The sequence below is a fragment of the Arthrobacter sp. yr096 genome, assembly GCF_900108925.1.
GTDB lineage: Bacteria > Actinomycetota > Actinomycetes > Actinomycetales > Micrococcaceae > Arthrobacter.
Genome location: NZ_FNYI01000014.1, coordinates 38,460 through 53,699 on the forward strand (window position 1 = coordinate 38,460; position 15,240 = coordinate 53,699).

At 62.6% G+C, this 15,240-nt stretch carries 11 protein-coding genes; all 11 read right to left on the reverse strand.

The window, feature by feature from the left end:
- Positions 1-138: 138 nt before the first annotated feature.
- The 11 genes from BMY91_RS22160 to BMY91_RS22210 all read right to left on the reverse strand — a co-directional run bounded on the left by BMY91_RS22160 (position 139) and on the right by BMY91_RS22210 (position 15,240).
- Complete coding sequence (locus tag BMY91_RS22160) at positions 139-2,418, reverse strand: gluconokinase, GntK/IdnK-type (protein ID WP_090826101.1); 2,280 nt, start codon at positions 2,416-2,418, stop codon at positions 139-141.
- Complete coding sequence (manD, locus tag BMY91_RS22165) at positions 2,408-3,637, reverse strand: D-mannonate dehydratase ManD (protein ID WP_090826104.1); 1,230 nt, start codon at positions 3,635-3,637, stop codon at positions 2,408-2,410. The genes BMY91_RS22160 and manD overlap by 11 nt, the downstream gene beginning before the upstream one ends.
- An 83-nt stretch (positions 3,638-3,720) precedes the next feature.
- The gene (gene uidB, locus BMY91_RS22170) at positions 3,721-5,127 is read right to left on the reverse strand and encodes a glucuronide transporter (RefSeq protein WP_090826106.1); all 1,407 of its coding nucleotides are present in this window, start codon (positions 5,125-5,127) and stop codon (positions 3,721-3,723) included.
- Between the two features lie 325 nt (positions 5,128-5,452).
- On the reverse strand, positions 5,453-6,820 hold the full coding sequence (locus tag BMY91_RS22175; protein WP_371261072.1) for a mannitol dehydrogenase family protein: 1,368 nt from the start codon (positions 6,818-6,820) through the stop codon (positions 5,453-5,455).
- Positions 6,817-8,223, reverse strand: coding sequence for a glucuronate isomerase (uxaC, locus tag BMY91_RS22180; RefSeq protein ID WP_090826109.1), 1,407 nt, complete (start codon positions 8,221-8,223; stop codon positions 6,817-6,819). Before uxaC ends, BMY91_RS22175 begins: the two co-directional genes overlap by 4 nt.
- Before the next feature lie 90 nt (positions 8,224-8,313).
- Positions 8,314-9,360: a LacI family DNA-binding transcriptional regulator gene (locus BMY91_RS22185; RefSeq protein WP_090826112.1), complete on the reverse strand. Its 1,047-nt coding sequence runs from the start codon at positions 9,358-9,360 to the stop codon at positions 8,314-8,316.
- A 77-nt stretch (positions 9,361-9,437) separates the two neighbouring features.
- Positions 9,438-10,604 carry a Gfo/Idh/MocA family protein gene (locus BMY91_RS22190; protein ID WP_090826115.1) on the reverse strand — a complete coding sequence of 389 codons (1,167 nt, stop codon included), beginning with the start codon at positions 10,602-10,604 and terminating at the stop codon, positions 9,438-9,440.
- Between the two features lie 24 nt (positions 10,605-10,628).
- On the reverse strand, positions 10,629-11,489 hold the full coding sequence (locus tag BMY91_RS22195) for a sugar phosphate isomerase/epimerase family protein (protein ID WP_256212875.1): 861 nt from the start codon (positions 11,487-11,489) through the stop codon (positions 10,629-10,631).
- Between the two features lie 66 nt (positions 11,490-11,555).
- On the reverse strand, positions 11,556-12,443 hold the full coding sequence (locus BMY91_RS22200; RefSeq protein ID WP_090826122.1) for an ATP-binding cassette domain-containing protein: 888 nt from the start codon (positions 12,441-12,443) through the stop codon (positions 11,556-11,558).
- Positions 12,440-14,302, reverse strand: coding sequence for a dipeptide/oligopeptide/nickel ABC transporter permease/ATP-binding protein (locus BMY91_RS22205; protein WP_090826125.1), 1,863 nt, complete (start codon positions 14,300-14,302; stop codon positions 12,440-12,442). Before BMY91_RS22205 ends, BMY91_RS22200 begins: the two co-directional genes overlap by 4 nt.
- Positions 14,299-15,240 (reverse strand): ABC transporter permease, encoded by a 942-nt coding sequence (locus tag BMY91_RS22210; RefSeq protein ID WP_090826128.1) that lies wholly within the window; start codon positions 15,238-15,240, stop codon positions 14,299-14,301. The genes BMY91_RS22205 and BMY91_RS22210 overlap by 4 nt, the downstream gene beginning before the upstream one ends.

A 15,240-nucleotide genomic window follows, 5' to 3' on the forward strand; every position in this document is an offset into this window, starting at 1 on the left:
TGCGCCATGCCCCCTCGACCCCGCGGCACGCTGCCCACGGAGCAAGAAAAACCCGGCACCGCCTTGTGGGCGGTGCCGGGTTCCAGTGGTTCGTCCCTGATGGCGGGGAGGAACTCTTTCCCCGTGGGAAGCGGGGAATCAGAGGCGGGTGTCGAACGAATCGCAGAACACGTTCTGGTTGAACGTCCCCTGGAATTCGGACTTGCCCTGGATCTTCTCAACGGTGGCGTGAATGGCCTCGCGCGATCCCGCGTGGGCGTGGATGGCCGTCTTGACCATGGGCACGTCGATCAGGTGGTTGGGCTGGTTCAGGGAAACGAACACGGTGGGAACTTCCGTGGCGTACCAAGGTATTTCAGCGGCCATCGGTGAGGACCATTTGATCCGGATGGCCGCTTCCTGGGCGAATCCCTTCACATTGGCGAACACCAAGGCAGCGTCGTAGCGCTCCGCGTAATCACCGGTAGCTTCCTCCGAAAGGACGCGCATGAAGTTCATGCCGGCCTCCCCCGCGGCTTCGCGTTGCTCGGCGGTTTTGAACACATCCACCACAAAGCCGGCGGCCTCGAGCTCTTCCCGCACAGTGTCCAGGTAGGCCAGCGGATCGGCACGGGTGAAGTCGGCTCCGCCTGAGATCCCGTACAGGCGGATGCGTTTGTGTGTCTCCGGCGTGATGGGCAGGTTGTTGGCCGTGTCCTTCACCAGCGTGACCGTCTTGTCAGCCACCTCGGCGGCGATTGCACGGTGGGCTTCGCTGCCGATGACCGCCAAGGCCTCGGCCGCCGGAACCAACGACTCCCGGGAGGCGAGGTGCAGCCCGAGGCTCGCCTTCAAGCCCAGGATCCGGCGCAGGGCATCATGCAGCCGGGTTTCGGTGATGACGCCGGACTTGTAGCCGTCCAGCATGTACTGGAAGTCCTCCCCGGGGTTTCGGAAGAACAGGAACATGTCACAGCCGGCTGCGATGGTGGCAGGCACCAGATCGCGGCGCTTCATGGCCTGCGTCAGGCCCACCATCAAAGAAGCATCCGTAAGAACCAACCCGTTGAAGCCAAGCTCACCGCGCAACAGGTCCTGCAGCAGCTCCGGAGCCAGCGTCGCCGGGAGCACCTCGGAATCCGCCAGACCGGGACGGAAATGCCGGGACACCTCCGGCGCACCGATGTGCCCCACCATGATCGACTGCACTCCGTGCCCGATCATTTCGCGGTACACGTGCCCGTAGCTCTTGTTCCACTCGTCATACCCCAGCGTGTTGTAGGACGTGACCACATGCTGGTCGCGTTCATCAATGCCGTCTCCGGGGAAGTGCTTCATGGCGCAGACAGTGGGTGATTCGCTGATGCCGTCGAAGTACTCCTTGGCCCGTTCCACCACGATCTCCGGCGTGTTGCCGAAGGACCGCGTGGAGATGACCGTGTTCCGCCAGTTGTAGTGGATGTCCACGATCGGAGCGAAGGCCCAGTTACAGCCAAGGGCTGCGGTTTCGACGCCGGCCACCTGGCCCATCTGCCGGGCGATGTTCTTGTCGGGATGCGAGCCCGCCTGCAGGTGCGTGGACACGAACGTGCCGTCATCGCAGCTGCCGGCGCCACCCATTTCCGGGTTGGAGGCTATGAGCAGCGGAATCCGGGTCTTGGACTGCGCGTACCGGATGTGCTCCTGAACCGCCGCGGACGGACCGGGCCGGTAGCGCATGCCACCCACGTGGAAGTTCTCCAGCACACCATCGAGGTACTCCGGCGAGTAGTCGTTGTTGTGGTTGATGAACAGCTGGCCGATCTTCTCTTCGAGCGTCATGGAGCTGATGGTGGACTCAACCCATTCCACAGCAGCATCGTCCAGGGTGAACGGAGCCGCCTTCAGGTCCACCAGGAACGGCCCGGTGGCAGCCGCGGAAAGGCCCGTCAGCTCGTCATGTACCTCGCCCACAATGTCCTCCACGGAGTGGGCAATGTCCACAACCACCCCGGCTTCGTCGGCCTGCAAAGGTTCCAGTGTTGCCAGTTGCGAGTCCAGCAACGATGCCGGCATGAAGTGTCCCGGCCGCGCGTTCATGCGCTCGTTCAGCAGTTCCCGCGTACCGTGCAGGTGCACGAACACCACCGAGGAATTCCCGCTGCGGATCATGTCCCGGTAGCTGCGCTTGAGCGCGCTGCACGCGATGACAAGAGCAGTGTTCGACGCCGTGAATCGCCTGCCGATTTCGGCCAGCCACGGTGCGCGGTCGTCGTCGTTCAGCGGAGTACCCGAGGCCATCTTGTCGATGTTCGCCTGGGGGTGCAGCGAATCGCCGTCGAGAAATTCAGCGCCGAGACGCTCGGCGAGGGCGGCACCTATGGTGCTTTTGCCGCAGCCGGCCACCCCCATGACCACGATGTGGTGGCCGCTTGCAAGGGACAGAGGTTTACCAATCATGAACAGTGCCGTCCACGAGGCGGTTGTACGGCAGGTACGCCTGCTGGTAGGGGAAGGCCGCGGCGGCTTCCTCGTTGAATTCGACGCCGATGCCGGGCTTGTCGCCGGGGTGCAGGTAGCCGTCCTTGAAGGTCATGGACTGCTGGAAGACCTCGTTGGTCTTGTCCGAGTGCTGCATGTACTCCTGGATGCCGTAGTTGTGGATCGCAAGACCCACGTGGAGCTGGGCGGCGAAGCCCACCGGGGAGATGTCCGTGGGACCGTGGAAGCCGGACTTGATCTGGTACTGGGCGGCGAAATCCATGACCTTTTTCAGCGGCGAAATGCCCCCGAAGTGGGTGGATGCAGCACGGACGTAGTCGATCAACTGCTCCTTGATGAGGGTCTGGAAGTCGAACACCGTGTTGAAGATTTCGCCGATGGCCAGCGGGGTGGTGGTGTGCTGGCGGACCAGGCGCAGGCCCTCCTGGTTCTCGGCCGGGGTGCAGTCCTCCAGCCAGAAGAGGTCGTACGGCTCCAGGGCCTTGCCGAGCTTGGCGGCCTGGATGGGCGTCATGCGGTGGTGACCGTCGTGCAGCAGCGGGATTTCCGGGCCGAATTCGTTCCGCACGGCTTCAAACACGGTGGGCAGGTGGCGCAGGTAGGCGCGGGTGTCCCAGTCCTCTTCCTGCGGGAACGCGCCACGGCCGGCGGGTTCGTAGTCATAACGCTCGCCGGAGGCCTGTGCCTGCGCGGCCACACCGTACACGGCTTTGATGCCGGGGATGGCGGTCTGGATGCGGATGGACTTGTAGCCCAGTTCCAGGTGCTCACGGACGGAGTCGAACAAGGACGGAATGTCCGCACCCGAGGCGTGGCCGTAAGCCCGCAAACCGTTGCGCGAGGCACCGCCCAGCAGTTGGTACACCGGCATCCCGGCGATCTTGCCCTTGATGTCCCACAACGCCATGTCGACGGCGGCAATCGCGGCCATGGTCACGGGGCCGCGGCGCCAGTAGGAGCTGCGGTAAAGGAACTGCCACGTGTCCTCGATCCGGTGCGGATCCTTGCCGATGAGCAACTGGGCGACGTGTTCCTTCAGGTACGCAGCCACGGCGAGTTCACGGCCGTTGAGCGTCGCGTCACCAATACCCGTCACACCATCCTCCGTGGTGATGCGCAGGGTGACGAAGTTACGGGACGGGCTGGTCACGAAGACTTCAGCGGCAATGATTTTCACAGCTTTTCCTTTCGGGATTCTGCTGGTTGGGGCATGTGCACTCGCTTCGATGCGATGGGCACCACAAGTGGATAGATTTGATTTTAGGTTGGATTGCCATGCTTGGCAACCGGTTGCCGCCGTGTGGATACGCCGGTCGGGTTCTGTGTGCCGGAGTCCCCCGCAGAGCGGCGGGCCTTGATCTCGCCCACAATCTGCGCGTGCAAAACATCCGTGAGCTTGTACTTGGCCATCACCCCGATGGCCAGGATGGTCATGATGGCCGGCAGCGCTCCGGCGGCAAATTGAATGCCCTGCAAAGCATCGGCACTCTGGGCGACGCCGGACTTGTACCCGCCGACGGCGAGGCAATAGGCGGCCAGTGCGCCACCAACGGCCTGGCCGGTCTTCCGGGTGAAGGAGAACAACGCGTACGTGATTCCTTCGGTCCGCACGCCCGTCTTCCATTCGCCATACTCCACCGTGTCAGCCTCCAGGGCCCACACCACGATGTTCACGGCCATGACGCCCATCAGGCTGACAACAAGACCGGAGAATCCAACCCAGACCATGGAGGAAGGCGCCAGGCAAACGATGATTCCGCCCACCATGGACAGGGCTCCCGCCACGATATAGACGTTCTTTTTACCCAGCTTGCGGACCAACCGCGGCATCAGGGGCGCCAAGGCCAACGTCATGACCAGCTGGACGATTGCCAGCACGGGATAGAGGTCCAAGCGGCCCAATACGTCGCGCAGGTAGTACAGCTGCACGGAGGACAATGCCATGTAGCCGGTCAGGAAGAGGAAGCTGCTCAAGCACAGCATGAGCAAAGGGCGGTTGGTTTTCAGCGTATCCATGCTCTGCTTGAAGGAAACATTGGGCACCGATCGGTGTACGCGCTCCTTTGCGGTCAGAACCGTAAAGAAGTACAGCGCCGCGCCGATCACCACAAAGGCCAAAGTGATGGTGGTGAAGGTGGACTGGAGGTCCGCACCCGGCTTGATCAGGGGAGCCACGAAGATTCCCAAGGCAGAACCAACCAGCAACGCTCCCACCATGCGGGCCGAGCCAAGCTTGGCACGGTCCCCCGGATCCTGGGTCATCGCTCCAGCCAGGGAACCATAGGGAATGTTGACCAAAGAGTAAGCCAAACCCAGGGCCGCGTAGGTCACGTAGGCGTAGAGCAGAGTCCCGGTTTCGCCCAGTTGCGGCACGGAGAACGTGGCCACACTGAGGAGCAACAACGGGATGGAGCCGAACATGATGAAGGGCCGGAACTTGCCGAAGCGCTTGCTGTACGTGCGGTCCACCAGGCGTCCGGCAAAAACGTCGGCAAAGGCATCGAAGATCCTGACCACCAAGAGCAAGGTGCCGGCCGCGGCGGCTGAGATTCCTGCGACATCCGTGTAGTAGACCAACAGGAACATGGTGGCTGTTGTGAAGGCCAAATTGTTGGCGGCGTCGCCGGCACCATAGCCGGCGATGCTGAGTTTGCTGAGCTTTTTCAATGCGGGCTCCTTTACCCTTCGCGTCATTGCGGTCCGGTCCGGCTCGACAGTGTGTGGATCACTGGAATCCGGTACCGGCTGTGCAGCTGTTGTAATTCTAGTCACTTTGGCAAACGATTGGCAATCGGTTGCCGAAAGATTTCCTTGAAAGTTTGTCCAACTGCTTCCACGTTGTGAGGCCCGGTTTGCGCCCTAAAATCACGCCAGGGCACGCACACCGGGCCCCACAACGCAGGGGAACCCCGCCTTAAACGCCGGCGGCCCAGGTTGCCTGCCAATCCGGGCAGCCTGGGCCAACAACGGGGCGGTGAATCAGGAAGGAGCCCTACGCGGCAGTACCTGAGTTCGCCGGAACCGCGGGAACAAAGTCCGCGCTGAGCTCATGGACAAGCTCCACCGCTGCCGGTTCTCCGGCAAGTTCCGAATCAAGCAACGCCATAAGCGCAGCAGTTCGCTCCAGCCCGGAAAGCCGGTTTGCCTCACCCACGGCCTTGGACTGAGGATCCTGCAGCCCGGGATTCGATGCCACGAAGGCGGACCACACCGCAATCATCCGCGCTGCTCCTTGGCCTTGCAGCCCTTCCGCACGCTCAGCCCGGAGGACAGGTATGGCCCGCATCCTCAGTTTGGTGCTGGCGTCCATGGCGATCTGGGCCAAGTGGTGTGCGATCCGTGAGTTGCCAAAGCGCTCCAGCAACGCAGCCCGGTATTCGGGAATCCCCAGCTCGTTGCCCTGGAGGTGGCGGGACGCTTCATCCCAGAACTCCTCCACAGCACCCCGGCACACGGGATCCGAGAGCGCCTCCGCAACAGTTGCGTGCCCCCGCAACTGGCCGGCATAGGCCAGAATCGAGTGCGCGCCGTTCAGGAGCCACAGCTTGCGGTTCTCGTAGGGCTCGATGTGGTCCACAAAGACCGCACCTGCGTCTTCCCAGCGCGGACGGCCTGCAGGGAAATCGCCACTCAGGACCCAGTTGCGGAAAGGCTCGGTGACCACCGGCGCAAGATCCCGGTATCCGCACGAGGCCGCAACGGCGTCGAGGTCTAAGTCCGTGGTGCGGGGCGTAATCCGGTCCACGGAGGTACTGACAAAGCTGACGTTCGCCTCAATCCAGGCTGCAAGCCCAGCGTCGTATGCGCCGGCGATACCCACCACGGCGTTGCGGGCGACGTTCCCGTTGTCCGAAAGATTGTCACAGGAGACGACGGCGAGTGGACCGCCGTCGGCGTCCCTGCGTGCGGCGAGTCCAAGGACCAGGCGGCCCAACGGCGTCGTGGGTGTCCCGCCGGAAGCCAGCAGCGGTACGTCGTCTGCACCGAATCCGTAGGCCGCTTCGGTGATGGTCAGGGTAACCACAGCGGTTTGGGGCGCCGCTACCAGTTCAACCAAACGCTGCACATCGGCGCCATCCACGGCTTCCACAATGCTGCCCACAACTTCAAAGGAATCGCCCGCATCCGAGCGCTCCACCACAGTGAACAGACCGTCCTGCGCGGCGAGAACCACGGCGGCGTCCGGGCGACGACCGGTGAACGAGGCGATGCCCCACTCCCCCGCGTCGCCGGCGTGCTGCGTGTACCAGGCTTGATGAGAACGGTGGAAGGCGCCCAGGCCAAGGTGCACCATCCGGATGGGCGCTTTGGCCGCGGGCGCAATCGAACGGCCCAGACGCGGAAGATTCCCGGCGGTCACAGCTTGAACACCCTGCGGGGCGAGGAATCGACGACGTCGAGGATTAACTCGTGCGCGCGGTCTTCCGTGACGCGGTGCTCGGCAACAAGACGCGCGAGGAAGGACGCTTCGATCCTTCGCGAGGCGTCGTGCCGTGCGGGGATGGAGCAGAACGCGCGGGTGTCGTCAATGAAGCCGGAGGACCGCGAGAAACCGGCAGTCTCAGTCACGGCGGAGCGGAAGCGCAGCATGGCATCCGGCGCATCGAGGAACCACCAGGGTGCGCCGATGTACACGGACGGGTAGAAGCCTGCAAGCGGCGCCAGTTCGCGGGAGAAGACTGTCTCGTCCAGCGTGAAAAGCACCAGGTGGAAGTCCTTGGCCGTACCGAAATCCTGCAGCAGCGGGCGGATGGCCTCCGTGTAGTTCACCGCGAAGGGAATGTCGTGACCAGTGTCGGCACCAAAGGACTCGAATGTGGGGCCGTGGTGGTTGCGGTACGAACCCGGGTGGATGGTCATGACCAGCCCGTCCTGCACGGACATGCGGGCCATCTGGTACATCATGTGGGCCTCGAACGCGTCGCGGTCGGCAGCCGTGGCTTTGCCCGCCCGAGCCTTTTCGAAGAGGGCTTGCGCATCCGCGGCATCCAGTTTGAGGGTGGCCGGCGTGCGAACGCCATGGTCCGCCGATACCGCACCATGCTCCACAAAATAACGACGGCGGTTCTCAAGCGCCGCAATATAGCCCGCGTAGCCTGTGGCACCGTCAGCAGCCGTCTCCACCAAGCGGTCAACATTGTTGCTCCACTGCGGATGCGCCACGTTCAGGTAGGCGTCGGGACGGAATGTTGGAAGGACACGGCCGTTGAAGCTCGGGTCTTCGGTCAGGGCCTTGTGGCTGGCCAGGTTGTCCAGGGGATCGTCCGTGGTGGCCAGAACTTCGATATTGAAGTCCTTGAAGAGCTGCCGCGGACGGAAGTCGGGCTCCACCAACTTTGCGGCGATCGCGTCATAGCTGGCATCGGAAGCCATCTCGCTGAGGTCAGCGCCAAGTTTGAAGACGTCATCAAACTGGGTGCGCAGCCAATACCCGGAGGCTGTGCCCTCGAACAGCGGCCAGGCTTCAACGAATTGCCGCCAGATCTCCCGGGATTCGGGCGCGGAGGCTGCGCCGGCCAGCAACTGGTCCATCGGAACACCATTGGCGTGGATCAGGCGGGTGACGTAGTGGTCCGGACTGACCAGGAGGGCCGCGGGATCGGGGAACGGAGTGTTCTGCTCAATGACGGCTGCGTCAACGTGACCGTGCGGAGAAATGATGGGCAGGTCCTGGACGCGCTCCAGCAAGGACCGCGCGATGCTGCGCGTCCCGGGATCTGCGGGCAGGAGCCTGTCAGGGTGTGCGGCAATGGACTGTGACATAGGTCAATCTTGCGGCCCACTTGCCACCCTTGTCAACCGGTTGCCAAAAATTGCCAACTAGTTGCTGCCAGTACTTCCTGGAGCTCCAGGCTAGGCCAGAAGCCTGCCACTGGAGCCGCGCACCACAAGTTCGGTTTCCACGCTCACGGCTTCATCCGGAGCATCGTGGCCCTGCAGCACGTCCAACAGGATGGTCACGGCGCGGGTTCCGCACTCCCCCAAGGGTGAACGCACGGTGGTCAGGGCTGGAGTGGTGAAGTCTGCCCCGAAGATGTCGTCGAAACCAACAATGCTGATCTGGTCCGGAACGCGCATCCCGCCGGCCTGCAATTCCTGCATCAAGCCGATGGCCAGGAGGTCGTTGTAGGTGATGACGGCCGTCGCCCCGCTGTCCAGGACATCGCGCGCAACCTGCCGGCCGCCGTCGACCGTTGGCTTGGACGATTCCAGCCGGACGGCGCCCAACTTGGACCACTCACAAGCAGCTTTGACACCTTCCCAACGGCGGCCTGTCATCCACGACTGCGCAGGTCCGGCGACATACGCGAGGTTGGTGTGGCCGTTGGCGGCCAAGCTGCGGACAGCCTCACTGATGCCCTTGTTGACGTCGGGCACAACGCACGGCACGCCATCGATTTGCCGGTTGATGACCACCACTGGCTTGTCTGCTGAAAGAGCGCGGATATGGTCGTCATCCACACGGGGACTGGCCAGAATGAGGCCATCAACAGTGCTCAGCAGGCGTCGCGCGGCCGTGACCTCAGTCTCCGGTGACTCGGCGGATTCAGCCAGGACCAGAGTGTAGTCACGGGCTGAGCCCGTGGTTTCCGCGCCGCGGATGATGTCGAAGAAGGTGGGGTTGGTGATGTCCGCGACGATCAATCCGATGGTTTGCGTGCGTCCGGTGGGGAGAGCGCGTGCGAACGGGTTCACCTGGTAGTTCAGTTGCTCCGCCGCGTCCTCGATGATTTTCTGCGTCTTGGCGCTGACCCTGCCCGGCTTGCTCAGGGCGCGTGAAACCGTGGATGGGTTCACGCCGGCGAGCCTGGCGATGTCGTAGATGGTGGCAGAGGACTTCTCCCCCCGGCCACGCTTGCTGGGGGCGGTTGCTGCTCCGGGGCTGGTCACGTCAGTCACCGCTCCATCGTAGACCTCATGGCAACAAAACAAGCCGGTTGCCAAAGAATGGTGACAACCGGCCTGTTCCGAAAGGGCTAAGAGCGCTCGGGGAACTTCCCTTCCCCTGCGATGCGTTTGTTCAACTCCTGCAGGAATTCATCTTCATCAAAGTCCAGGGAGACTTCCTTGCCCGTCCAGCTGGAGAGGTGGATCGCGTTGGCCAGACGGACGCCGTTGATTCCGTCGGAGCCGGGGGCAAGGAGCGGCGTCCCATCCAGGATGTTGGCGGCAAAGTTTTCCAGGACACCCGCGTGCTGACCTCCCCAGACGGACTCGAACTCGATGACCTCGGTGGAGTAGAACTCGTCCCGGTTCAGCTGGCCCATGAAAAGCTTGCGGACATCGTCCATGTCCATGGAATCGCTGAGCTCACGCTCGGGTTTAACCAGGCGGGTGACGGTTGCAACCTTGCTGTCCTCCACCACGATCTTGCCTTGGTCGCCCAGGATTTCGAACCTGTCCGTTCCCACGATGTCGTGGGTGGCCGTCACGAAAACGCCAGTGGCGCCGTCGCCATAATCCACCACTGCCGTGACCTCATCCTCGACGGCGATATCGCGGCGGAAGCCGTAGGCCACCTTCGAATACACGGACTTGGGTGCGCCACAGATCCACTGCCACAGGTCCAACTGGTGCGGTGCCTGGTTCACCAGGACGCCGCCGCCTTCACCGCCCCACGTGGCGCGCCATTCGCTGGAATTGTAGTAACCCTGCGGACGCCACCAGTTGGTGATGATCCAGTTGGTGCGGCGGATGCTGCCAATGTCCCCGTTGTCTACGATTTCCTTGAGCTTCTTGTACAGGGGGTTGTTGCGCTGATTGAACATGATGCCGAAGGAGAGCTCAGGCTTGGAGGCCGCAAACTCATTGAGTTCCTTGACCTGCTTGGTGTAAACGCCGGCCGGCTTCTCCACCAGCGCGTGGATGTTCCGTTTGAGGGATTCGATGCCCATTTCCGGGTGCAGGAAGTGCGGAACGCAAGTGACGATCGCGTCCACGGAGCCGCTCTCCAGCATGGCGATGTAATTGTCATGGAACGGGACACCGGGGTACAGGGAGCTGGCGAGCTTCTTCTTGGTGGGATCGACGTCGCAGATAGCTCCGATCTCCATGTTCGGGACCAGCCCGTCCTTGATGAACTTGGCATAGGCGCCGCCCTGCTGGCCCAGGCCGATGATGCCGAGGCGTACTTTGTTGCTCATGAATGTGATCTCCTGTCGAAAATTCTAGAAAAGGTCGCCGTGGCCCATGGCCATCAGGTTGTCGTATGAGGTCTGCAGCGCATCCCAAACAGTTCGTCCGTAGAGTTCGTCCTGTTCCACCAGCAGGTACTGGGCTCCGGCGGCCACAGCTGCGGGCACGATTGATGGGAAGTCCAGGTTTCCCTCGCCCACCTCGGCGAACTGGACAACATTCTTGAACTCGGCCATGAACCCCGGGAAGTCGCCCTTCTCCAGGAGCCCGAAGGACGCTTCCGGCATCTGTCCGATCCTGTAGTCCTTCAGATGCACCATGGCGGTCCTGCCCGCGTATTTTTCCAAGGTGCGCACAGGATCCAGTCCGCCGCGCTGTACCCAGTGCACGTCTATTTCCATGCCCATTGCCGGGGAGTTGTCCGCGATGATGTCCAGCATGTACTTGCCATCGAACTTGGCGAACTCGATGTGGTGGTTGTGATAGTAAAGTCCAATGCCGTGCTCCTGGAGCCGCTCGGCGTAGCCGTTGGCCTGCTTGGCAAACTCCACCACGGCGTCCAGCGACTTCATGGCCGGGAACGGCAGCATACCGATGCGCAGCAGAGAAGCATCGAGGCGCTTGGCATCATCAACAATCTTGTCGAAATTGTCCGCGAGTGATTCCACGGGCATTCCCTTGCGGCCTTCCACATTGACGGAGAGAGCCGCAATATCCATGCCCAACTCGGTGCGGGAGCGGTCCAGCTCGTCAACGTTTTCCGGTGTCATGGGGATCTGGGAAATCTCCACCGCGTTGTACCCGATTGCGTTGACTTTCCGCAGGGTTTCAAACGCTCCAACTTCGGCGAAGCTGTCCTTCAACATCATCGCCTGTACGCCTATTGTGGCCACTTTTTCCTCCGAAAGTTCCGGCCACAATTAAGGGGCCGCATGGGTTCTGCTGGGTGCCGCCGGCCGTCAGGCAACGGCACCCGCTTGTTCAATCTGGTTGCGTTGGTTGGCCATCAGCCGGTGCCTGTCCGCCCGGCGTTGTTCCTGCCGGTCAGGATCGGGCACGGGTGAGGCGAGAAGAAGCCGCTGCGTGTAGGGGTGCTCGGGATCGCGGGTGACGATCTCCGCAGGGCCCTGCTCCACGATTTCGCCGTGATACATGACGGCGACGCGGTGGCTGATGTGCCGCACGACGTCGAGGTCGTGGGACACGAACAGGTAGGAAACACCGGTGTCCTTCTGGATCTGCAGGAACAGGTCCAGCACGCGCGCCTGGGTGGAAAGGTCCAGGGCGCTGACGGGTTCGTCGCACACGATCAGCTTGGGGGACAACGCCAGGGCCCGTGCAATGGCAACGCGCTGGCGTTGTCCGCCGCTGAACTCGCGGGGCAGGCGGTGGATAGCGTCGGAGGGAAGTCCAACCTGGTCCAGCAACTCCTGGACCCGTTTCTTGGCTGCGGCGGGTTCCATGCCCTGGACACCCAGCGGTTCTGCAAGGATGTCGCCGATTTCAAGGGCTGGGTTCAGTGAGGTGTAGGGGTCCTGGAAGACCACTTGCAGGTCCCGGCTCAGTGTCCGCCGCTCCTTGCGGGAAGCGTTGCTGATGTCGTTGCCCTCGAAGATGACCTTCCCTGCGGTGACCGGCGCGAGTCCCAACACGGCGCGGCCCAGGGTGGTTTTGCCCGAGCCGGACTCCCCCACCAGCCCCAGGGTTTCTCCTTGGCCAATAGTGATGTTGATATCAGTCAGCGCTCGGAACGGCTTGGCCCGGAACCGCTTGCTCGGGTACTCCACCACCAGGTTCTCCACCGCCAGGAGCGGGGACTTCTGCGATGAGTCAAGAGAGACGCTCATGCCACCGGCTCCTTCTGTGCTGCTGACCCAGGCCTCGATACAAGCATGGTCATGGGAGTCTTTCCTTCAAGCATGGACCCCAGCAGGGTCTGCGTGTACTGCTCTTTCGGGTTCCGGAGAATGTCCCGGACGGTGCCTTCTTCCACGAGCCTGCCGTTCTGCATGACGGCCACGCGGTCGCACAGGTCGGCAACGACGCCGAAGTTGTGGGTCACCAGGATGACGCCGATGTTCAGGCGCTGCTGGAGCTCACGCAGCAGGTCCAACACATCCGCTTGGACGGTGACATCCAGGGCGGTGGTAGGTTCGTCAGCGATCACCAGGTCAGGTTCGCAGCTGATGGCGCCCGCGATCAGCACGCGCTGTGCCATGCCACCGGAAACCTCGTGCGGGTAAGCCTCGAACGTGCGTTCCGGGTTGACGATTCCGACGTCGGTGAGCAGCTTGAGTGCCCGCTTCCGGGCTTCTGCCTTGGAAATTCCAAGGACACGCACCATGGGGGTCACCAGTTGGTATCCGATGGTGAAGGCCGGGTCCAGGTTGCTCATGGGTTCCTGCGGAATGTAGGAGATCCGTTTGCCGCGCAGCTTGGACAACCGCTCCTGGCTGACGCGGTCATCACCGGGGGCAACGGTGTAGTTCCCGTCGAACTGGATGGAACCGCCCACGATCCTGGCGTTGTCCGGCAGCAGGCCGAGAATGGAGAATGCGGTCTGGGACTTGCCCGAACCCGATTCGCCCACGATCCCCAGGATCTCGCCGCGGTCCACATGGAACGAGACGTCGTCCACCACCTTCTTGACCGAACCGTCAGCCTGCGGATATCCAACGCCCAGGTTGGTCACCTTGATGAGGTGGTGCTCGGTTCCAACCTCGACGGCGGCCACGGACTTCCGTGACTGGCCCGCCTTGGCGGGGTCCGTCGTCGTGCTTTCCGCCGGAACGGTCTTCTTTTTACGGTGCTTGATCTTCTCGCCGTCTTCCAAGGCATCGCGGATGGCGTTGCCCAGCAGGACCAGGCCGCCGATGGTGAGCGCCATGGCCAATGCCGGCCACAGCAGCAACGTTGGCGTCATGTAGACGTTCTTGAAACCTTCGGAGAGCATGACGCCCCATGTTGCCTTGGTGGGATCGCCCAGGCCCAGGAACTCAAGCCCCGACTGGATGGCGATGGCAACTCCCGCGATGGCCGCGGTCTGGATGATGATGGGTGCGCGGACCACGGAGAAGATGTGGCGGGCGATGATGCTCAGGTCAGACAGGCCTGAGACGCGCGCTGCATCGACGTAGAGCTCGTTGCGGACCGACTGGACAGCGGTCCGGGTCAGGCGGAAGTAGGACGGGCTGATCAGGACGCCGAAAGCAATCATCGAAATCCAGACTGAGGGCCCAAAAGCCGCGCGGATGGTGAGGAGCACAATCAGGCCGGGCAGGCTCATGAGGATGCTGACCACCCAGTTGGAGACGGCCTCGAACTTCCCGGCGTAGTATCCCGCAATCAGGCCCGCGGGTAGGCCGATTGCGATGGCAACCCCTGCACAGAGCAGGGCGGACAACAGGGTGAGCTGCGCACCGAAGAGCAGGCGGCTCCAGGTGTCGCGGCCTGCGCTGTCGGTGCCAAGGATGTTCACGGAATCTGCCGGTGCCAGGGTCTTGGTGATGTTCGCGAAGTTTTCCTCGAACGGCGCCAGGACAGGGGCGAAGATGGCCAGCAGGGCGATGGATCCCAGGATCACCAAGGAGGCGATGCCCAATGGGTTCCTGAGGAGTCGACGCATCACGGTGGAACGGACCACGGTGCCGCTTTGGCCTGTAGGGACGGGGGCGGCGACAGCCGCTGTATCTATGGAGTCACTCATGAGACACGCACTTTCGGGTTGAGCCAACCATTGAGGATGTCCACCAGGAGGTTCACCACGATGACCACCACCACGGTGTACATGACCACTCCCATCACCACGGGAAGGTCGGACTGGCCGGTGGCGGTAACCGCGAGGGGTCCCATTCCCGGCAGGGCGAAGATCTGCTCGATGATCACCACGCCGCCCAGCATGCCGATCAACTGCAGGCTCAACACCGTCAAGCCTGCGGGAGCGGCGCTGCGCAACACGTGCTTGAAGAGGATTTCGCGCTCCCCAACGCCGCGGCTGCGCAGCGTCCGGACGTAGTCACGCTCCAGCTGCTTGATCACTGCGCTGCGGATCTGCTGGGCCCCGCCGGTCACACCGTTGATGAGCAGTGCGATCACGGGGAGGGTCATGGAGTAGACCCAGGCCTCCGGCCCCACCTCGGGAGAGATGGTGCTGGTGGCCGGGAAGAGGCCCAGCTGGATGGCCAGGATGGTTACCAGGAACACGCCGATCACATACCCGGGGATGGAGTCCCCAACGATCGCGCCAATCTGGACCACCCTGTCCACCCAGCCGCGCTTGACGGCCGCGGCGACACCGATCAGTGCTGCGCAGATGGCGATCAGGATCATTGCGGTGAACACCATGGTCATGGTGACGGGGATACGGGTGGCCAGGGAGTTGGCCACCGGCTCCGAGGTGAACCAGGAAGCACCGAGGTTTCCGCTGACGGCATCGCCCAGCCAGGCGAAGTAACGGGTCACCAAGGGCTGGTCCAGGCCCAGCTCCTGTTCCTTCAACGCAACCTGCTCTGGTGTGGCCTGGTCTCCCAGGATGTTCCGGGCAATGCTGCCGCTGGAGGTGTACAGCAGGGTGAAGGTGAGCGCTGAGACGACGAACAGCACCACCAACCCGCTGCCCAGCCTTTTCGCAATGAACTTGATCAT